Annotated in this window: 18 protein-coding genes and 2 tRNA genes; 12 read left to right on the top strand and 8 right to left on the bottom strand. The window is 36.9% G+C overall.

The genetic code is table 11. From position 1 onward, the window contains the following. Positions 1-107: 107 nt before the first annotated feature. The 7 genes from topA to FNW07_RS10795 all read left to right on the top strand — a co-directional run bounded on the left by topA (position 108) and on the right by FNW07_RS10795 (position 9,726). Positions 108-2,624: a type I DNA topoisomerase gene (gene topA, locus FNW07_RS10765; RefSeq protein ID WP_126744203.1), complete on the top strand. Its 2,517-nt coding sequence runs from the start codon at positions 108-110 to the stop codon at positions 2,622-2,624. Between the two features lie 3 nt (positions 2,625-2,627). Continuing rightward, complete coding sequence (locus FNW07_RS10770) at positions 2,628-3,779, top strand: formimidoylglutamase (protein WP_126744204.1); 1,152 nt, start codon at positions 2,628-2,630, stop codon at positions 3,777-3,779. Between the two features lie 149 nt (positions 3,780-3,928). After that, positions 3,929-5,329, top strand: a complete 1,401-nt coding sequence (gldK, locus tag FNW07_RS10775; RefSeq protein ID WP_126744205.1) for a gliding motility lipoprotein GldK — start codon at positions 3,929-3,931, stop codon at positions 5,327-5,329. Between the two features lie 47 nt (positions 5,330-5,376). Further along, positions 5,377-6,012 carry a gliding motility protein GldL gene (gldL, locus tag FNW07_RS10780; RefSeq protein ID WP_126744206.1) on the top strand — a complete coding sequence of 212 codons (636 nt, stop codon included), beginning with the start codon at positions 5,377-5,379 and terminating at the stop codon, positions 6,010-6,012. Positions 6,013-6,062: 50 nt separating this feature from the next. Then, on the top strand, positions 6,063-7,619 hold the full coding sequence (gldM, locus tag FNW07_RS10785) for a gliding motility protein GldM (protein ID WP_126744207.1): 1,557 nt from the start codon (positions 6,063-6,065) through the stop codon (positions 7,617-7,619). 51 nt (positions 7,620-7,670) lie between these two features. Continuing rightward, entirely contained in the window at positions 7,671-8,585 is a 915-nt protein-coding gene (gene gldN / locus FNW07_RS10790; RefSeq protein ID WP_126744208.1) for a gliding motility protein GldN, read from the top strand. Between the two features lie 94 nt (positions 8,586-8,679). Next, the gene (locus FNW07_RS10795) at positions 8,680-9,726 is read left to right on the top strand and encodes an FAD-binding oxidoreductase (RefSeq protein ID WP_126744209.1); all 1,047 of its coding nucleotides are present in this window, start codon (positions 8,680-8,682) and stop codon (positions 9,724-9,726) included. Here the strand turns inward: FNW07_RS10795 and FNW07_RS10800 are convergent, their stop codons facing one another. Continuing rightward, positions 9,727-10,107: a DUF983 domain-containing protein gene (locus tag FNW07_RS10800; protein WP_126744210.1), complete on the bottom strand. Its 381-nt coding sequence runs from the start codon at positions 10,105-10,107 to the stop codon at positions 9,727-9,729. Positions 10,108-10,177: 70 nt separating this feature from the next. On the opposite strand from FNW07_RS10800, the gene abc-f reads away from it, so the two are divergent. Beyond that, the gene (gene abc-f, locus FNW07_RS10805; protein WP_126744211.1) at positions 10,178-12,085 is read left to right on the top strand and encodes a ribosomal protection-like ABC-F family protein; all 1,908 of its coding nucleotides are present in this window, start codon (positions 10,178-10,180) and stop codon (positions 12,083-12,085) included. Between the two features lie 163 nt (positions 12,086-12,248). Here abc-f and FNW07_RS10810 read toward each other — a convergent pair whose 3' ends face one another. After that, the gene (locus tag FNW07_RS10810) at positions 12,249-13,217 is read right to left on the bottom strand and encodes an App1 family protein (protein ID WP_126744212.1); all 969 of its coding nucleotides are present in this window, start codon (positions 13,215-13,217) and stop codon (positions 12,249-12,251) included. 45 nt (positions 13,218-13,262) lie between these two features. Between FNW07_RS10810 and FNW07_RS10815 the strand changes: the two genes are divergently transcribed. Then, entirely contained in the window at positions 13,263-14,150 is an 888-nt protein-coding gene (locus FNW07_RS10815; protein WP_255512754.1) for a diacylglycerol kinase family protein, read from the top strand. On the opposite strand, the gene FNW07_RS10820 is transcribed toward FNW07_RS10815, so the two are convergent. Beyond that, positions 14,151-15,299 (bottom strand): GNAT family N-acetyltransferase, encoded by a 1,149-nt coding sequence (locus tag FNW07_RS10820; RefSeq protein ID WP_126744213.1) that lies wholly within the window; start codon positions 15,297-15,299, stop codon positions 14,151-14,153. 79 nt (positions 15,300-15,378) lie between these two features. On the opposite strand from FNW07_RS10820, the gene FNW07_RS10825 reads away from it, so the two are divergent. After that, positions 15,379-15,672: a 4a-hydroxytetrahydrobiopterin dehydratase gene (locus tag FNW07_RS10825; protein WP_255512755.1), complete on the top strand. Its 294-nt coding sequence runs from the start codon at positions 15,379-15,381 to the stop codon at positions 15,670-15,672. A gap of 48 nt (positions 15,673-15,720) precedes the next feature. On the opposite strand, the gene FNW07_RS10830 is transcribed toward FNW07_RS10825, so the two are convergent. Beyond that, positions 15,721-16,203, bottom strand: coding sequence for a DUF1761 domain-containing protein (locus FNW07_RS10830; protein ID WP_126744214.1), 483 nt, complete (start codon positions 16,201-16,203; stop codon positions 15,721-15,723). Between the two features lie 217 nt (positions 16,204-16,420). On the opposite strand from FNW07_RS10830, the gene FNW07_RS10835 reads away from it, so the two are divergent. Both FNW07_RS10835 and FNW07_RS13805 read left to right on the top strand, forming a co-directional pair. Then, entirely contained in the window at positions 16,421-17,272 is an 852-nt protein-coding gene (locus FNW07_RS10835) for a Two component regulator three Y domain protein (RefSeq protein ID WP_126744215.1), read from the top strand. 109 nt (positions 17,273-17,381) lie between these two features. Next, positions 17,382-17,552, top strand: coding sequence for a hypothetical protein (locus FNW07_RS13805; RefSeq protein ID WP_185964646.1), 171 nt, complete (start codon positions 17,382-17,384; stop codon positions 17,550-17,552). A 91-nt stretch (positions 17,553-17,643) separates the two neighbouring features. On the opposite strand, the gene FNW07_RS10840 is transcribed toward FNW07_RS13805, so the two are convergent. The 4 genes from FNW07_RS10840 to FNW07_RS10855 all read right to left on the bottom strand — a co-directional run bounded on the left by FNW07_RS10840 (position 17,644) and on the right by FNW07_RS10855 (position 19,470). Continuing rightward, the gene (locus tag FNW07_RS10840; RefSeq protein WP_126744216.1) at positions 17,644-18,552 is read right to left on the bottom strand and encodes a DUF6268 family outer membrane beta-barrel protein; all 909 of its coding nucleotides are present in this window, start codon (positions 18,550-18,552) and stop codon (positions 17,644-17,646) included. A gap of 437 nt (positions 18,553-18,989) precedes the next feature. Next, on the bottom strand, positions 18,990-19,244 hold the full coding sequence (locus FNW07_RS10845) for a GIY-YIG nuclease family protein (RefSeq protein ID WP_126744217.1): 255 nt from the start codon (positions 19,242-19,244) through the stop codon (positions 18,990-18,992). 46 nt (positions 19,245-19,290) lie between these two features. Then, positions 19,291-19,363: transfer RNA gene (locus tag FNW07_RS10850), tRNA-Met, on the bottom strand. A gap of 34 nt (positions 19,364-19,397) precedes the next feature. Next, positions 19,398-19,470: transfer RNA gene (locus FNW07_RS10855), tRNA-Met, on the bottom strand. Positions 19,471-19,476: the final 6 nt, after the last annotated feature.

The following is a 19,476-nucleotide window of genomic DNA, read 5'->3' on the forward strand; positions in this document are numbered from 1 at the left end:
TCAGTCTTTATATTTTTAGGTTATTCAACGAGAAAATTTACTTTTAAAAACACAAAAGTGCAATATTTAAAAAAATCATATACTTTTGCGGCTCAAACAAGAGCAACATGGCAAAGAATTTAGTGATCGTGGAGTCACCTGCAAAGGCAAAAACAATCGAGAAATTTTTGGGGAGTGATTACCAGGTAGAATCAAGTTATGGCCATATTGCCGACTTGCCTTCTAAAGAGATAGGTGTAGATGTAGAGAATGGTTTCAAACCCAAATATGAAGTGTCACCCGACAAAAAAGCTTTGGTCAGTAAATTGAAAACCCTTTCTAAAAATGCCGAAATGGTATGGTTGGCAAGTGATGAGGATCGCGAGGGGGAAGCCATTTCGTGGCATTTGGCTGAAGAGCTGAAATTGGACAAAAGCAAAACAAAAAGGATTGTTTTTCATGAAATTACCAAAACAGCGATTCTGAAAGCAATTGAAAATCCAAGAGAAATCAATTATAATTTAGTAAACGCCCAACAGGCGAGGCGTGTCTTAGACCGATTAGTAGGGTATGAGCTTTCTCCGGTATTGTGGCGAAAAATTAAAGGCGGACTTTCTGCCGGACGCGTGCAGTCAGTTGCGGTGCGTCTGATTGTAGAGCGTGAACGCGAAATCCAGAATTTCAATGCAATAGCGTCGTATTCAGTCGTAGCAGAATTTACTAACGAAGCCGGAAAAGCTTTCAAAGCAAAACTGCCAAAGAATTTCAATACAAAAAAAGAAGCCGAAGATTTTCTGAACAAAAATATCGGTTCTATATATAAGGTATCGGACTTAGAAACCAAACCGACCAAAAAAACACCAACAGGACCGTTTACAACCTCCACTTTGCAACAGGAGGCGGCCCGTAAATTGTATTTACCGGTTGGGATTACGATGCAATTGGCACAACGTTTATATGAAGCCGGACTCATTACTTACATGAGAACGGATAGTGTCAATTTATCCCAGGAAGCGATGCAGGCGGCTGAAGCTGAAATCATCAGATCTTACGGAAAGGAATTCAGTAAGCCACGAACTTTTGTCAATAAAAGTAAAGGCGCGCAGGAAGCACACGAAGCCATCCGTCCGACGGATATGTCTCGCCATACAGTTAACATTGACAGAGACCAGGCTCGTTTGTATGATTTAATCTGGAAAAGAACTTTGGCTTCGCAAATGAGCGATGCGCTATTGGAAAGGACCAATGTCAAAATCGAAGCCAACAATCACAAGGAACTATTTACCGCTTCAGGTGAAGTGTTGCTTTTCGAAGGATTCCTGAAAGTATATCTCGAGGGTCATGATGACGACGAGGAAGAGCAGGAAGGAATGCTTCCGGCAATGAAAGTCAATGAAAAATTAGGAAACAATTATATTACTGCGACCGAAAGATATTCGCGAGCAGCAGCCCGTTACACAGAAGCTTCTTTGGTGAAAAAATTAGAAGAGCTTGGTATTGGGCGTCCATCTACGTATGCACCGACAATTTCTACGATTATTAATAGAAATTATGTGGAGAAAGGAAATTTGGAAGGACATGAGCGCAATTATACTCAATTGATGCTGCAATCCGGAAAAGTTGGAGAGAAGCTTTTAAAAGAAAATACCGGTTCGGATAAAGGAAAATTAGTTCCTACGGATATCGGGACCATCGTTACCGATTTCTTAGTTAAAAATTTCGGAAGCATCCTGGATTACAATTTCACTGCGAAAGTCGAACATGATTTTGATGAAATTGCAGTGGGAAACATGGAATGGGCTAAAATGATGCAAGAGTTCTATGATAAGTTCCATCCAACTGTAAAAGATGTCGAAGCAAATGCAGAGCGAGAAAGTGGCGAACGAATCCTAGGAAAAGACCCAAAGACCGGAAAACAAGTAAGTGTCCGTTTAGGGAAATTTGGACCGATGGTGCAGATTGGAGAAGCTGATGATGAGGAGAAAAAATTTGCCAGTTTGATGGGCGACCAGAATATCGGAAGCATCACTTTGGAACAGGCACTGGATTTATTTTTATTACCAAAAAATCTTGGAACATACAGTGGTGAAGAAGTGGAAGTGAGTAATGGCCGTTTTGGGCCTTATGTACGACATGGAAGTGTTTTTATTTCGTTGCCAAGAGGAGAAAACCCGCTTGATGTCACCATGGAACGGGCTCAAGAGTTAATCGATGAGAAAGCAAAGGCAGATGCGCCAATAGCGACGTATAAAGATGAGCCGGTTCAGAAAGGCGTTGGGCGTTTTGGTCCATTCATCAAATGGAACGGGTTGTTTATTAATGTGAGTAAAAAATACAATTTCGATAATCTTTCACAATCTGATGTGGTCGAATTGATTGAGGATAAATTGCAGAAAAACATCGATAAGGTTTTGCATAACTGGACAGAAGAAGGAATTTTGGTTGAGAAAGCCCGTTGGGGACGTTCGGTGATTACCAAAGGCAAAATCAAAATTGAATTGAGTAAAGATGTGGATGCGGCAAGTCTGACGTTAGAACAAGTTCAGGAAATGATTGCCAAAAAAACACCCGCTAAAAAAACACCGGCCAAAAAAGCGGCTGCTAAAAAACCTGTAGTAAAGAAACCCGTAGCAAAAAAGAAATAAAATATGGAATTTGATTTTTTACAGCCTATTAGTAATGAAATGCTTCATTGGATTGAAGAGTTATCGTCGCAACATCTGGGAAGTAAGGTTACGTTTCATACCGATAAAGATTTCCCGGATTTAAACAAGATTAAAATTGCGGTTATCGGGGTTCTGGAAAACCGGGGAGATGAAAATGCTGCTGTAAGTATAGATTTGTTTCCTGTTCGTAAAGAACTGTATAATTTATTTCCGGGGAACTGGAATGAGTCTATTGCAGATTTAGGTGACATCTTAGCCGGAAACTCAACTGCAGACACCTATTTTGCGCTTCGCAAAGTAACAGCTGCTTTAATTAAGCGAAAAATCATTCCAATTGTAATTGGAGGATCTCAGGATTTGACTTATGCTCTTTATAGGGCATATGACGATCTGGAGCAGATGGTCAATTTAGTTTCCATTGACAGTAAATTTGATTTCGGAAAAGAAAATAACGAAATTTCCTGCGATTCATACTTGAGTAAAATAATTATTGAAGAGCCCAACAACCTTTTTAATTATTGCAATATTGGCTACCAAACCTATTATAATTCCCAGGAAGAGGTTGATTTGGTCGAAAAATTGTTTTTCGACTCGTACCGATTAGGCGAAATTTCTGGCAATATTGCAATCGCCGAACCAGTGTTTAGAGATGCTGATTTGGTAAGCGTGGATTTAAGGTCTATTAAATCTTCAGATTCAGGAAATTTTACTACTTTTACGCCTAACGGTTTTAACGGGAAAGAGATTTGTTCCCTTTCAAGATATGCCGGTATCAGTGATAAAGTTTCATTATTTGGAATTTTCAACCACTCGGGCTCAAAACACGAATCGGTATTGATTGCGCAAATAGTATGGTACTTTATAGAAGGGTTTCATTATAGGTCAAATGAATATCCCTTTGGTAATAAAGACAACTATATAAAGTATATGGTCCCGCTTGATGAGGACGAATTAGTGTTCTATAAAAGTGATAAAACGGACCGTTGGTGGATTGAAATACCATTTATTTCAGGAAGTCATAATAAATTGAAGAGAAATACGTTATTACCTTGTTCGTATGACGAGTATTTGGAAGCTTGCAATCAGGAAATCCCAGAAAGATGGTGGAAAGCACAAAGAAAAAATATAATTTAAAAAAGTTCCGTAAATGGCTTTATGATTGTTTATACAGGCAATCATTAATTGAGAATTTTAACTTTTTTTTATAAAAAAATTGTTTTTTATAAAAATAATAAATAGGTTTACGCCCTCAAAACAAGAATACATTAATAACCCAGATTTATATGAAGAAGTTCGTTGCATTTACAGCAATTTTCACTTTGTTGATTAGTTGCGGCCGTTCAAGCGATAAAGGTGAATTGGTAGGAGTAAAAGGTAGAAAATGGCATCCAGAAAAGCCTTTTGGAATGACATTAGTTCCTGGAGGAGCATATATTATGGGTAAGTCGGATGACGATTTGGCCAATGTTCAGGATGCACCTACGAAAACCGTTACCGTTAGATCTTTCTACATGGACGAGACCGAAATCACTAATAGTGAATACCGTCAGTTTGTGGAATGGGTTAAAGATTCTACGATGAGAGTTCGTTTGGCTATCTTAGCTGATGAACAAGGGATGACCGGTGGGAAAGGTGGAAAAGGTTCTTCTGGTAAAGGAGGAAGTATTGGAGATTTTGCATTTAACGATGCAGATCCCGCTAAGATGACTGCTTACGACAAATATATGTATGAGAATTACTATAGTGTAGGAACGGCTGATGATCCATATGCAGGAAGAAAATTGAATAGAAAAGTAAAATTAATTAAGGAGACAAGTAAATATCCGGATGAGTTCTATACGGAAGTCATGGATACCATGTATTTGCCTGTAGCTGAAGCTTATAATGGTTTGCGAACTATTGATGTGAACAAATTAAAATTCCGTTATTCTTGGATGGATATTCAAGCTGCTGCAAAAGCAAAAGTTGGGAAAAGAAAAGACTTCATTAAAACTGAACAGGTAAAAGTATATCCTGATACAACATCATGGATTAAGGATTTTGCTTACTCCTATAACGAACCAATGCATAATGATTATTTCTGGCACCAGGCATACGGAGAATATCCTGTTGTAGGGGTAAGTTGGAAACAAGCTAAGGCATTTTGTGCTTGGAGAACGTTGAATAAGAATGCTTACGTTAAAAAGAAAAAAGGAAGAGATTTGATTAACTCCTTCCGTTTGCCAACAGAAGCTGAATGGGAATATTCTGCCAGAGGTGGTTTAGAGTCAGGTACATATCCATGGGGTGGGCCTTATACTAAAAATGACCGAGGTTGTTTTATGGCTAACTTCAAGCCTAATCGTGGAGATTATGCAGCGGACCAGGCTTTGTATACTGTAGAGGCTAAATCATACGAGCCTAACGGTTATAACCTATATAATATGGCTGGGAACGTTGCTGAGTGGACAGATTCTTCATATGATCCTGCTGCCTATGAATATGTTTCTACAATGAATCCTAACGTTCAGGATGCTACCAATCAACGAAAAGTAACCCGTGGAGGTTCTTGGAAAGATGTAGCATACTTTTTACAAGTTAGTACCCGTGATTTTGAATATGCAGATTCTGCAAGAAGCTATATTGGTTTCAGAACTGTACAGGATTACATGGGAACGCAAACTACCAAAAATGGTAAAAAATAAATTTAAACCAAAACTATTATATTAACTTAACTAACTAAAAAATTATTATGGGATTATTAAGCAAAAAAACAATGAATTTCGCTTACGGTATGGGAGCGGCAGTTGTAATCGTAGGAGCATTATTCAAAATACAACACTGGCCAGGCGCGAGTCTTATGCTTATTGTTGGACTTAGTGTAGAGGCTTTAATCTTTGGTTTATCTGCTTTTGATTCACCGGACGACGAATTGGACTGGTCACTAGTATATCCGGAATTGGCTGGAGGTGAAGCTAAAAAGAAAGAAACTAGAAAAGAAGAAGCCACAGAAGCTCAAGGTTTATTGTCTCAGAAATTAGACAATATGTTGAAAGAAGCTAAAATTGATGGTGAATTGATGGCTAGCCTAGGAAACAGCATCAAAAACTTCGAGTCAGCAGCTAAAGGAATTGCTCCAACAGTTGATTCAATTGCATCTACTAAAAAATACAGCGACGAATTGACTTTGGCTGCTGCTAACATGGAATCTTTGAATGGATTATATAAAATTCAATTGGAAAGTGCTTCTAAAAACGCACAAATCAACAACGAAGTTGCTGAAAACAATTTAAAATTAAAAGATCAAATGCAATCATTAACATCAAACTTGTCTTCATTGAACAACGTTTATGGTGGTATGCTTTCTGCAATGAGTATCAAAGGATAATTAGTTTGTTAAACTATACTTTATTAATTAAAATAAACTAATTAGAAAAAATGGCAGGAGGAAAATTAAGTCCTAGACAGAAGATGGTAAACCTAATGTATCTGGTTTTCATCGCGATGTTAGCATTAAACATGTCCAAAGAAGTATTATCTGCTTTTGGATTAATGAATGAAAAATTTGAAGGTGTTAATAAATTTTCAGAGGAATACAATGGAAGTTTGTTCACGCAATTAGAAACAAAGGCTTCTGACAATCCGACGCAATTTGGCGGACCTTTTACTAAAGCGAAAGAAGTTGAAGTTATTTCAAAGAAGATGTATGCTTACATCGAAACTATGAAAAAAGACCTGACTAAAGATATCGAAAGAGAAAAAGGAAAATTGCCTTACGAATCTATGGATAAAGGAGCCGCAATCGACGAAGGTTGGTTTGAAGGTGACGGATATTCTAAAAAAGGTAAGGAGTTCATTGGAACAATAGAAAAATACAAGTCAGATTTGATCGCCGTATTTGGTAATGATGTGAAATATCTTCCAATCATTAACGATATTAAAGCAAAATTTGATTTGAATGATATCAAGGATAACGAAGGTGTATCTAAAAAGTATCTAGCATATCATTTCGAACACTTTCCTTTGATTGCTTCTATTACTAAATTATCTGCAATGCAGAATGATGTTAAGAAGACAGAACAGGATATCTACAATGGTTTGATTGGAAATACAACAGCTCAGGCTGCTTCTATGAAAAATTATACCGCTATTGTAATACCTGAAAAATCTGCTTTCTTCTCAGGAGAAGCTGTAAAAGGTAAGATTGTATTGGGTCGTTATGATAAAAGTACGGTTCCGACTTCTGTGGTAGTTAATGGTTCTGCTATTAACCTGAATACTGCTTTAGTTGATGGACAGGTAAATTTCAGCTTTGGTGCTGGGAATGTTGGAGAACATGATATTACTGGAAAATTCACCTTCATGGAAGATGGAAAACCAGTGCCTATCGATATCAAAGGAAACTATGTTGTAGTTCCTAAACCAAATTCTGCTACTATTTCTGCAGATAAGATGAACGTGGTATACAGAGGGGTTACCAACCCAATGACAATTTCATTCGCTGGTATCTCTGCTGATAAAGTTTCAGCGAACGCTCCGGGTCTTAGATCTGCTGGGAAACCTGGGACTTTCCTTATGAACCCAGGTTCTGGTAAAGAAGTAACAATCAATGTTTCTGGTACACTTCCTGACGGATCAAAAGTTGGAGACAAAAAAGTTTTCAGAATCAAGAGTATTCCAGCTCCTACAGGTGCAATTGGAGGTACACCGAGAATGGTTAAAGGAGCGAAGTCTCGTTTAGAAGTTTCGCAGATTTCTGCTATCATGGAAGATTTTGATTTCGAAGTAGATTTAAAAGTTACCGGATTTAGCTTGAAAGTTGCTGGTCAGCCAACTGTGGTTGTTAGTGGCGACAGAGTGAATGCACAATGTAAAGCAGCTTTAGCCAGAGCGGGTAGAGGAGATCAGGTTATTATTTCTGAAATTAAGACCAAATTGGTAGGTTCTGATATTTTACTGTCTAGAACGTCATCGGTTATTTACGAAATACAATAATAATTCAAGTTCGGCGTTTCTTACTTGAATAACACTTTAGAATGATATAAGATGAATTGGAGAAATTTTTTATTAGTGATTGTTTTTGCTGCTGGAAGCCTGACTTCTTTTGCGCAATCAAATTTGCTTAATGCAAAAACACCGGATGAAATTGGTAAAAAAACGCCTGCTCAATTAATTTCTGACAATGATAAACCATTAGTTTATGGGTATGTTCATGATAGAGACGTATTGATGGGAAAAACCACATGGGAATTCGTTGATTTGGATGAAAGAATTAATTTTCCTTTGTATTATCCAATCGATACCGCTAATATCGGGAAAGAAAGAAGATCTTTGTTTGATGTTTTGATTAAAGGTATTAAAGACGGTACGATTACAGAAGTGTATGCTGACAGTTATTTTAATACTAAGAAGACATTAAAAGATATGGAAACTTCTTTTACTTTCATCGATACTACGGATGCAGGTAAAGAAGAGATCAACAGCGACATACCAGGTTACAAATCTGGAAAGAAAGTTTTAGACCTTCAGTATATCAATAAACAAGATCTTAAGGCTATTGATGTTAATGGATATAAAATCAAAGGGTTCTGGTATTTTGACAAACGTCAAAGTGAATTGAAATACAGACTTTTGGCTATTTGTCCAGTGGCTCCGGAAGCGAGAGAGATTGGAAAAGAAGTTCAAGATCCAATCGAATTGTTTTGGGTGTATTTCCCAGCAATCAGAAACCAGCTTCATGAAGCAAAAGCCTTTAACAACAGAAACTCAGCAATGCCGATCGACTTCGATCACCTGCTGAATTCCAGAAGGTTTAATGGTGTAATTTATCAGGAAGAAAACGTTCAGGGTGATAGAGCTATCGCTGATTACATGAAAGACAATTCGCAAATGCAATTGTTGGAATCTGAAAGAGTAAAAGACAAAATCCGCGATTTCGAACAGGATATGTGGAATTACTAAAAATGAAATTTCTCCAATACTACATACAAAACTCTTACTGTAATGGTAAGAGTTTTTTTATTTTTGCCCAATCTGTTTTAATAGAAAAACGCTGATGTTAGATTATTTAATTGTTGGTGCCGGCCTGGCAGGTATTTCGTTTGCCGAAACCGCTTTGCAGAATAATAAAACTATTATGGTAATGGATAACCATTCCCAAAATTCCTCTGTAGTGGCCGCCGGTTTGTACAATCCGGTAATCTTGAAAAGATTCAGCCAGGTATCGAAAGCCCAAGAGCAACTTATTTTGGCAAATGAATTTTATGACGCTATTGAAAAAAAAATAAGCATTAAGATAGATTATAAAATACCCATTCTGCGGAAATTCTTTTCTGTGGAAGAGCAAAACAACTGGTTTGCTGCTTCTGACAAACCCAATCTGGCACCATTTCTTTCGTTAGATTTGATTTCGAGAAAATATCAGGGAATCAGTTCTCCTTTTGGCTATGGCGAAGTATTGCAAACCGGTTATGTCGATACAGCTACTTTATTGGAGGAATATAAAAAGTATTTAACATCGAAAAATCAATATAGAGAACATTCGTTTGATTACGATTCTTTGGAGATAAATGAAGATTTTATTCAGTATAAAGATATTCAAGCAAGGCATATTATTTTTGCAGAAGGTTTTGGGATGCATTCCAATCCGTACTTTAGAGACTTGCCATTAGATGGTACGAAAGGCGAATTGCTGATTATTAAAGCACCGAAATTGGATTTGGACGTCATTCTGAATACCAGTGTTTTTATTTTGCCTTTGGGAAATCATTTATTCAAAGTAGGGGCAACTTATAATTGGGAAGATAAAACAAGCGTACCTACCGAAGAAGGAAAAGCAGAATTACTGGAACGTATTAATGAAATCCTGGATTGTGATTTCGAAATCATTTCGCATTTTGCAGGTGTTAGGCCTACAGTGAAGGACAGACAACCTTTAGTGGGCACACATCCGGATTATGAAAGAATTCATCTTTTGAATGGCTTGGGAACCCGGGGAGTAATGTTAGGACCAGCGATGGCAAAAGCGTTATTCGATAAGATTGAAAAAGGGATTCCTCTAGGAAAAGAAATCAATATCGAAAGATTCACCAAAAAGAACTAGTTATTTGCCGGTAGTCGGATCGTACGACACGAACATATTGATATAAATATTTCTGGACCATCTCAATACAAAAGGGAATGATAGAATCAATGCTACAATAATGGCAACAAAAGAGGTTTCCATGCCAGCGTGAAATACTAACGCAGAAATGATAAAGGTGGCAATTCCAATAGCCACATTCAATCCGTAACTGACATACATCGCTCCATAAAAGAACGAAGGCTCAATCTGGTATTTTAAACCACAATGGCTGCAATGCTCCTGCATTTTCAATAGATTTTTTAAATGCAACATATTTTTGTCCACATACATACTCTCTTTCTGACATTTTGGACAAGTTCCTGTTAAAATACTATATAGTTTGGATCCTTTTTCTAACATTTGCAAAAAATTTAATTTTCCGGCTCGGAAATGCAAATTTACATATACAATTACACATAAAATACAATAAATGCTTAATATACATAATTTGTCCGTTTCCTTTGGAGGAACCTATTTGTTCGAAGAAGTTACCTTTCGTTTAGGTGCCGGAGATAGAGTAGGGTTGGTCGGAAAAAATGGTGCTGGAAAATCCACGATGCTAAAAATTTTAGCACGGGATTTTGCTCCTGATTCTGGCGTTATTTCTCAGGAAAAAGAGGTTCGGATGGGTTTTCTTCGTCAGGATATTGATTTTGAACAAGGAAGAACCGTGCTGGAAGAGGCCTACGAAGCTTTTACAGATATTAAGATTGTTGAAAAAAAACTCGAAGAAATCAATCATCAGTTGGTTACCAGAACCGATTATGAAAGTGATGCCTATAGCCAAATCATTGAAGACTTATCCGATTATACCCATCGCTTTGAATTATTAGGCGGGTATAATTACGTAGGTGATACCGAGAAAATTCTTCTTGGATTGGGTTTCAAAAGAGAAGTATTCGACAACCAAACCGAAACTTTTTCCGGTGGATGGAGAATGCGTATCGAATTGGCTAAATTATTACTTCAGGCCAACGATGTGTTGTTGCTGGATGAGCCAACGAATCACTTGGATATCGAAAGTATCATTTGGTTGGAAAGTTTCCTTCGTAATTATCCCGGTGTGGTCGTAATTGTATCCCACGATAAAATGTTTTTGGATAATGTGACCAACAGAACCATAGAAATATCTCTTGGAAAGGCATACGATTTCAACAAACCATATTCCCAATATTTGGAATTGCGTCATGAAATCCGCGAAAAGCAATTGGCTACGCAAAAAAATCAAGCCAAAAAGATTGAAGAAACCGAGAAGTTAATCGAGAAATTCCGTGCCAAAGCGTCCAAAGCTTCGATGGCACAATCGTTAATAAAAAAATTAGATAAGGTCGAACGCATCGAAGTGGACGAGGATGATAATTCAGTTATGAATATTTCCTTTCCTGTTTCGAAAGTTCCGGGAAGAGTAGTAATTGAAGCCGATGAAGTAACCAAAAGCTACGGAGATAAAACCATCCTGAAAGATATTTCATTGCTGGTGGAACGCGGAAGCAAGATTGCTTTTGTAGGTCAGAACGGCCAGGGTAAATCAACCTTTATCAAGGCCATTGTCAATGAATTTGAATTTCAGGGCAGCATCAAATTAGGGCATAATGTTCAGGTAGGTTATTTTGCGCAAAATCAGGCGGAATACCTGGATGGTGAAATCACGCTGTTGCAAACCATGGAAGATGCGGCTACTGACACCAATCGTTCGAAAGTAAGAGATATGCTGGGTTCTTTCCTGTTCCGTGGCGATGATGTCGAGAAAAAGGTAAAAGTCCTTTCAGGGGGCGAAAGAAACCGTTTGGCGCTATGTAAACTGCTGCTACAGCCAATTAATGTGTTGGTAATGGATGAGCCGACAAATCACCTGGACATCAAATCCAAAAATGTACTGAAAGCCGCCCTTCAAAAATACGAAGGAACACTATTATTAGTTTCTCACGACAGGGATTTCCTTCAGGGAATGTCGAACCTGGTTTATGAATTCAAAGATCAGAAAATAAAAGAATATCTTGGTGACGTCAACTATTTCTTAGAACAACGTAACCTCGAAAATATGCGGGAAGTGGAGATGAAAGATGCTCAAAAAGCTGCAGCTCCTAAAGACAGCAACAAAGCTTCCTACGAAGACCAGAAAAAGGGAAAAGCTTTGCAAAATAAATTAAGCAAAGTAGAGAGTCAAATCAAGCAATTGGAAAGAGACATTCAGCAGGATGACAAGCAATTGGCTTCCAATTACGACAAGAACATTGACGATGCTTCGTTCTTTATGGCATACAATAAGAAGAAAACCGAATTGGATAAACTCCTTCTCGATTGGGAACTGGTGCAGGAAGAAATCGATGCATTATAATATTTCATTCGGGAGCTAATCCGGCTGTCCGTTGCAAGCTTTCTTGAAAACGTCCGTTTTTGTAGAAAAGATAAAAGAGCTTCTATGGTCGCTTTTTTTCTTTTACAAAAAGGGACGTTTCCTGTAAAAGGCTTTCCACTTCCATCCGGGCTAATGAATCTGACTACGCAATCAAACCGATTGTTTTGGAATGGGCAATAGCGACTTTACTATCCGAAAAATAACAAACCGCCACACCCAGGCTTTCCAGGTTTTTCAATGCCAACGAAGCTTTTTCTTTTTTAAGATCACCAGTCTGTCTAATATAAACCGCCTTGACCGTAACCGGAAATATCTTGCAAATCGCTTCATATAAAAAAGGATCATGCTGCGAATCATCACCCAAAAGCACATACTGCAAATTAGGATAAAACTCCAGAATATGCTTGATCTTATCAAATTTATGGTTATGGTTTCCTCTGCCGGTAAAGAAAAAATCGCGCAAACTCGTCTTGATGTCCTTCAGCAGTAAAACAGCTCTCGGCAATTGATGGATTTCGGTAAACTTCACAATGAAACGGTACAGGTTCCATTCGCTGCTTGAAACATAAAAAAAAGCATTTTGCTCTGTTTTTTTATTTCTTCCGGACGAACTCAAAGCCTGGTAATGGGGAACCACATTTTCAAAAACTTTACGGTTATTGACATTTCGAAACAACAGCACATATAATTTCTTCAGAGGATTAAACGAATGCGAAACCAGAAACGTATCGTCGATATCGGAGATGATTCCCAAATTTCCTTTGTGAGGCCGAATATAACTCTCGGTAGTCGATATGGTTTCCGTATTGTAAATGATACTGACGGTATAATCAATCCAGCCGTATTGGTCAAATTGATCCAACGGCACGCAGAATTTAAAATAGCCATCATTCAATGCCTTAGTATGAATTTTTGTATCTTTATATTTCAGATAGACATCTGCATTCCCATGCGTTTTGGTCCGGAACATCCGAATCACAGAAGTCGCATTTTTGAAGCTTTTTTTCTGAAAATCATATTCGTTTTGCGTAGTAGGCTTAAAGACATGGCCCATTACAATCAATTCCTGCTCGTTGGCATAACCACGGTATAATTTTAAAATAGGCTTCATTCAGTAAACTATTTTATATAGTGTCCTAAATTTAATTATTTTTTGATGAATAACAGAAATAAAGTGAAAAAGAATATTCTTTTAGTTGTCAATCCCATTTCAGGCGGTGTCGATAAAGTGGAACTTATCGAAACGGTGAAGCAGTATGCCGCGACAGTACATCTGGAGATGATACAGTATGATACAACTGGAGAGGCTGATATTGCAAATATAAGAGCATTGTACGACAAATACAAACCGGAACGCATTCTGGTTGCCGGGGGCGATGGAACGATAAAATTAGTGGCCGAGGCGATGGAACATCATGATGTGATTCTCGGGGTTCTTCCGGCGGGCTCTGCCAATGGTTTTGCGGTCGATTTAGATTTGCCGACTACTTTGGAAGAAAATTTAGAAATTGCCTTTCATAATAATTTCATGGAAATGGACATGATTGTCATCAATGGCAAAAAGAGTTTGCATTTGAGTGATTTGGGTATTAATGCGGAACTCATTAAAAATTATGAAAAAAGTGAAGTGCGTGGGAAATGGGGGTACGCTTTGCAGACTTTTACCACGTTAAATGAGTTGGAGGAACCTTTTACAGCTACCATTACGGCCAATAACAGAACAAGTACCTGCGTAGCCAGAATGATTGTTATTGCCAATTCTCAGAAATACGGAACAGGCGTGACTATAAATCCTGACGGCGTGATGAATGATGGAAAATTTGAGCTGGTCATTTTAAAAAACCTGGATTTATTTATTTTCGGCAAAATTATAACCGGTAACATTCCGGTAAATTTTGAAGATGTGGAGATTATTTCTACTGATAAAGCCACCATTGAAACCAGTTTCCCGGTCAGCTTCCAGATTGATGGCGAATATTGCGGTACCGAAACCAAACTCAATATAGACATTTTACACCAACAGATGAAAGTCGCCGTTCCTTAATTATTTGAAAGGACTGCGTTCCTGCCAGACCATTTCAGGTTCGAGGTAACGGAATAATTTGGAGATAAATTTATTCAGTAAAAAATTGCTGTGCTTGATGAAGCCAAACATTTCAATTGGTTTTGATCCCACAGAGCTTTTAATTTCTAACGCCGTTCTTGCAAAAATGATTCTTTTATAACCTTTTTTGACAGAATATCCAATCATATCATACAACATATTCAGGTACAGCATTTTTTCACGTTGGCAATTTTCATCATAACCCAGAAAGTAGGTGTCGATATCGGTGCCGTTTTTGATCAGGGTGTTGAACCCAATTAACTTGTCATCTTCAAAATAACCGTAAAAAAGAAAATCATGTCCTAATGATTTTTTAAAAGCTTCAAAATGATTCTCGGGCAGATAAAAAGTATTGAACGGTGCATTTTTGGCTACATCCATATATAACTCACTAATCCGATCATTGTGAGTGGTAATCTCCTCGAGGGATAATTTTTTTTTTGTAAGTCCTTCTGATTTTTTTCGGGCCCTTTTGTATTGATCGCGGTACTTTTTGCTTAAAGCGCCAACATAATCGTCAATAGATTGCCAGTTTTCCGGAATCTGGAAAATCATATTGGGTTGGGTCGTGAACTGAAAATAGGAGTCGAATTCAGGGACTTTATAATGCTTCGTCTGTTCAGAACTAAAATCCTTGAAAACAGTAATGTGGATTTTGCTGCCCTTTCTATGTAACTGGTGTGTAAGTTCCGTGACTGCTTTATCCAGTAAAACCAAGCCGTTTGAAACTGGTAATTTTTCTGAGAAACAGTACGCATTTTGGCCGGTCAGCATATTATTGCCTATAAACAACACATTCGAAGCAAAGTTCTTAAAAACAATAGTCCGGATTTTGGTTTTTAAACAATGATCCCGCTCACCAAAAGAACTGACATCGCTCAGGTTAATATATTGGGATAATGCCAAACCTACTAATTCCTCGTCATGGAACAGCCCAATAAAATGGCAAGTCATATTCTCCGGAGAAGAAACCTCAAGTACTTTCAAATAATTTCGGGAAAGGAAAATGTTACAGGCTGCTAAATCATCCCAATGGGATGGGAGTTCGGAGACAGACCGGAAAATTTTAAAACTAGCAGTAGCAATCAAATGAAGGAGAATTAGTATTTGTTAAAATTAGTATTTAAAGTTAAATCAGAAAACAATTATACCAATTTTAACTAACTTTATGAAAAACCAAACGATGACTACATACGATAAAGAAAACGCTCTGCCCTTATTGGCGGATTTGCCGGATTGGGAATTTAAGAATGACGGGATTGAAAAGAAATTTAAGTTTCAAAATTTTACCGACGCTTTGGGTTTTATTGTCAAAGTCGGAATTCAGGCAGAAAAAATGAATCATCATCCCGAACTTTTCAATGTCTATAATAAAGTGGACATCCGTTTGAGCACCCATGATTCTGGCGGGGTAACCGACAAAGATTTTAAATTGGCTTCCAAAATTGAGGAACTGTTATAAAAAAATCCCGCTCTTTACAGGCGGGATTTTATATAAAATATATTTGTTTTATTGCCAGCCGCAAACAATGCCTCCCATAATCGTACAGCACACTACCCAAAATCCTCCGGATATCAGCGTGTATTTCCAGGATTTTTTTTCAAACAATGCATTGGTTCCAATAACTGGTAGGGCAAAAAATAATCCTGACATAAAACCATGCAACATTCCGTGTTTGAAAGTCCGGTAAGTCTGACCATAATCAGCCATAAACGCAGCGTAAGATGGTTTTGCAGCTGTAGGATCTCCGCCAACCATACCAAGAGCACCAAATTGGTGTATGGTTAACATTTGTAAAATAAAGGAAATGAAAAAAGCATAAAGCACGGCCATTCCAAAAATCATGACCATGTTACTGCCTTTCATTTTCTCTTCCGTCAGCCCCGTTTCCCGCATCCAGATTGTTCCAAAAACTTTTGGGTTATACCAAATGAATCCTACAACAAGTGTCGATAACGCAGCTACTAAAAGGGCTAAAAAATTAATTTCCATAAGTTAATTTGTTTGGTTAGTGTAATCAAATGTAGTAAATAATTTATAAAAACAATACGATGTCTGACTTCAGAATTATAAAAACGAAAAGGCCTAATATGGGCATGTAAGAAATTTAATATACCTTAAATTTTTATGTGTATTTCATCGATTTTTTTTGTTGGTTGTTAAAATTTGTTTTAAATTCCAGTAATATTAACATAATGTTTACATTAATATGAAAAAAATAATTTGCTCATTTTTAATGTTTTTTATATCTTTTGCATTGCTGGCGGCGGTGTCGCCGTCTGAAAGAAACGCATTGATTCAATTGCATAAAAGCACCCATGGAAAAGAGTGGAGGGTGAAATGGGATTTAAATGCTCCAATATCAACCTGGTATGGTGTGAAACTTCAGGATGATAAAGTAGTGGGTTTGGATTTGTCCGATAATAACCTGGTGGGGAAACTGCCAAAGGAAATCACGCAATTGGTTTACCTTCAAAAACTGAATTTATTTAAAAATGAAATTTCAGGCAATATACCCTTTATGATCGGCGATTTAAAATTATTAAAAATGCTGAATCTGGCCTTCAATAAATTATCCGGAAAAATACCTGCTTCTATCATTAATTCTACAGCATTGCAAACAGTAGAACTTTATATGAATCAGCTTACCGGAGAACTGCCTGCGGAAATCGGCCAATTAAATCAGTTACAGAAACTTTCCCTGTTCAATAATGAGATCGAAGGACAGATTCCAAGTTCTCTGTATAATTTAAGGGCCTTGAAAACATTACTGTTGAGCAGCAATAAATTCAGCGGTAAATTAAGTAATGAAATTGCAAACCTTAACAAATTGGAAAACTTGAGTTTGTTTGAAAATAATATGGAAGGTCAGGTGCCAGCGAGTTTAGAGAAATTAACCAATCTGAAAGAATTGAATATTTCTTATAATAAATTTACCGGTTCGGTTTCTGAGAATTTAGCCAAACTCGATGCGTTGAATATGACGATGATAAATGAGAATGGAGTTGCAGCAAATTTGAAAGTTAACCTGAATATCAATATTGCAGTAGCAGAAGAATAGTTACGTTAGTTATATATAAGTGCGGAAGTCTTATTTTGGTTAAAAATAAGGCTTTTTGCGTTTGTAGAAGAACGTTTTAGGTATATAAAAACATCAAAAAATTAAATATATGAAGCCTTCAGCACCAAAGAATATTACCTGGATTATAGGATTGATTTGCGGGATATTTGGAATTATTGGACATTTTACACAAATTCAAATTTTAACAGAACATAGTTTCACGCTATTGCTTATTGGTTTCGTTGTTTTGGCAGTAGGGACTACGGTAAAAGGAATTTAAAGTTTAATACTTGGCGGTTTATTATCGCTGTTATTATTGAATCAATCATTATTTAAAAGGAGTAAATACCGGTAAAATAAGTTATAAAAAATTACTTTTTATCGGTACTCAAATCAAAGCGATAAATGGCTTCTACCTTTAAAAGGATGGTGTTTGATTTGTCCTCCAAGAATAGGGTCCGGTTATCGCCAAATTTTAATGCCAGAATTTGTAAATCAAGCTTCTGATCAATTGGGTATATTCTAAACTCGTTTAAAGTATATCCCATTTTTAAGCGCAAAAGAACTTTTTTGCCGAACAAGCCTTTTTGAATATAAGCAGAAAAATCTATCGAATTATTTTCAACATACTTGGAACGAATATTGTCAGTGGTCAGTTTGTAACTATTTCCATGGCCCAGAAAATCAACACCAATTTTGGTTTTATCAGTCAAACGATAATTGACATCCGCATCATTCGGTAATAAAAAATTCATCTCGAAGCGTTCATTTGGACTGTGGTAATAGAGGCCAATAATTGGAGTCATCGAAATGCCATAAGCTTCACTACTGCCGTAAAGTCCAATACTATAGCCAAAATTTTTGTTTCTTTTATATTTTAATAAAGCCGTTCCTCCCAAGTAAATATCTTCACTACTCAGGTGGATATAATCGGATGCGACCTTTGGCATAAAAAGATATATTCCACTCCAGTGTTTGGAATGATTTATTCGTAGACCCACTCTTAAATTTGTGGAATATAAATGATTGTTATTGGAATCAGGAAACAATTGTAAGTTGTAGCTGCTGAAATTTACCCAAGTTATAGCAGTATATTTTTTATTTAAAACAATTGGTAAAATTAGATTCGTTTGAAATGTGGATATGCTGGTATTAACAGATGAATTTTCAAAAGTTGTTTCTTGCGATTTTCCATAATTTATGGAAAACACGTCGATGTATTCTTGACTACTACATAAAAAAGGCAGTAATAAAAATAACAATTGGATTATTATTTTCATTTTATAAAATTTGATGTTCAATTATTTCAAAATTTTCATTCTTAAAATTGGTATTTACATCTGATGATTATTATTATTAATCGTCGATCCTGATCTTGTTTTAAGATTTAAACATAAAGTTATTGATTTCTAACACATTAATTATTATATAATAATGTAAAACATTTACACAAATCAAATATTTATAGAGACATTGAGTCACAGTTTTTTGTTTGAATCATCCAGTTGTTTTTGAAATGCGCATCCAGGATTAGAATATTTGATTAAAATTGTGGCAGTGGAAAAGTTTGCTGTGCCTGCGGTATTAGTGAAATATTAAATGATTGATCGTAGGAGGTATGATATAAAACAAAAAAACCACCAACTTTCGTTGATGGTTTTTCTAGTAGCGGGAACAGGACTCGAACCTGTGTCCGCCGCGGCGGATATGAGCCAAATTATAAGTTTTGAATAATATGTTGGATAAATTCTCTGCCTATTCCGGATTTTAGATATTTCTCTCTTTGCATGGCATCAGATTTAGAATTGAAAAACTCAACATAAATTACTTCCCAAGGCCTAAATTTTAAAGTATATCCTTTTGTTTCAAGGAAATTATGAGATTTATACCTTTGAATTAGGTTAGAAGTAAATCCGGTATAATTTTTTTTGGATTTTTCGGAATATAAAATGTAAACGACAAATCCATCCATATTATGTAAATAAAAAAAGCTTCACATTGCTGTGAAGCTTACTTAGTAGCGGGAACAGGACTCGAACCTGTGACCTTCGGGTTATGAGCCCGACGAGCTGCCTACTGCTCTATCCCGCGATGTACGGTTTGTAATTCAATAAAGGCTACTTAGTAGCGGGAACAGGACTCGAACCTGTGACCTTCGGGTTATGAGCCCGACGAGCTGCCTACTGCTCTATCCCGCGATGTAT

The sequence above is a fragment of the Flavobacterium sp. GT3R68 genome (assembly GCF_007109225.1).
Lineage (GTDB): Bacteria > Bacteroidota > Bacteroidia > Flavobacteriales > Flavobacteriaceae > Flavobacterium.

Coding starts and splice junctions, on each gene's coding strand:
- gldL (WP_126744206.1), top strand. CDS start 5,377: ATGGGATTATTAAGCAAAAAAACAATGAATTTCGCTTACGGTATGGGA.
- FNW07_RS10825 (WP_255512755.1), top strand. CDS start 15,379: ATGAAAAACCAAACGATGACTACATACGATAAAGAAAACGCTCTGCCC.
- FNW07_RS10810 (WP_126744212.1), bottom strand. CDS start 13,217: ATGAAGCCTATTTTAAAATTATACCGTGGTTATGCCAACGAGCAGGAA.
- FNW07_RS13805 (WP_185964646.1), top strand. CDS start 17,382: ATGAAGCCTTCAGCACCAAAGAATATTACCTGGATTATAGGATTGATT.
- gldK (WP_126744205.1), top strand. CDS start 3,929: ATGAAGAAGTTCGTTGCATTTACAGCAATTTTCACTTTGTTGATTAGT.
- topA (WP_126744203.1), top strand. CDS start 108: ATGGCAAAGAATTTAGTGATCGTGGAGTCACCTGCAAAGGCAAAAACA.
- FNW07_RS10795 (WP_126744209.1), top strand. CDS start 8,680: ATGTTAGATTATTTAATTGTTGGTGCCGGCCTGGCAGGTATTTCGTTT.
- abc-f (WP_126744211.1), top strand. CDS start 10,178: ATGCTTAATATACATAATTTGTCCGTTTCCTTTGGAGGAACCTATTTG.
- gldN (WP_126744208.1), top strand. CDS start 7,671: ATGAATTGGAGAAATTTTTTATTAGTGATTGTTTTTGCTGCTGGAAGC.
- FNW07_RS10815 (WP_255512754.1), top strand. CDS start 13,263: ATGAATAACAGAAATAAAGTGAAAAAGAATATTCTTTTAGTTGTCAAT.
- gldM (WP_126744207.1), top strand. CDS start 6,063: ATGGCAGGAGGAAAATTAAGTCCTAGACAGAAGATGGTAAACCTAATG.
- FNW07_RS10840 (WP_126744216.1), bottom strand. CDS start 18,552: ATGAAAATAATAATCCAATTGTTATTTTTATTACTGCCTTTTTTATGT.
- FNW07_RS10835 (WP_126744215.1), top strand. CDS start 16,421: ATGAAAAAAATAATTTGCTCATTTTTAATGTTTTTTATATCTTTTGCA.
- FNW07_RS10830 (WP_126744214.1), bottom strand. CDS start 16,203: ATGGAAATTAATTTTTTAGCCCTTTTAGTAGCTGCGTTATCGACACTT.
- FNW07_RS10770 (WP_126744204.1), top strand. CDS start 2,628: ATGGAATTTGATTTTTTACAGCCTATTAGTAATGAAATGCTTCATTGG.
- FNW07_RS10845 (WP_126744217.1), bottom strand. CDS start 19,244: ATGGATGGATTTGTCGTTTACATTTTATATTCCGAAAAATCCAAAAAA.
- FNW07_RS10800 (WP_126744210.1), bottom strand. CDS start 10,107: ATGTTAGAAAAAGGATCCAAACTATATAGTATTTTAACAGGAACTTGT.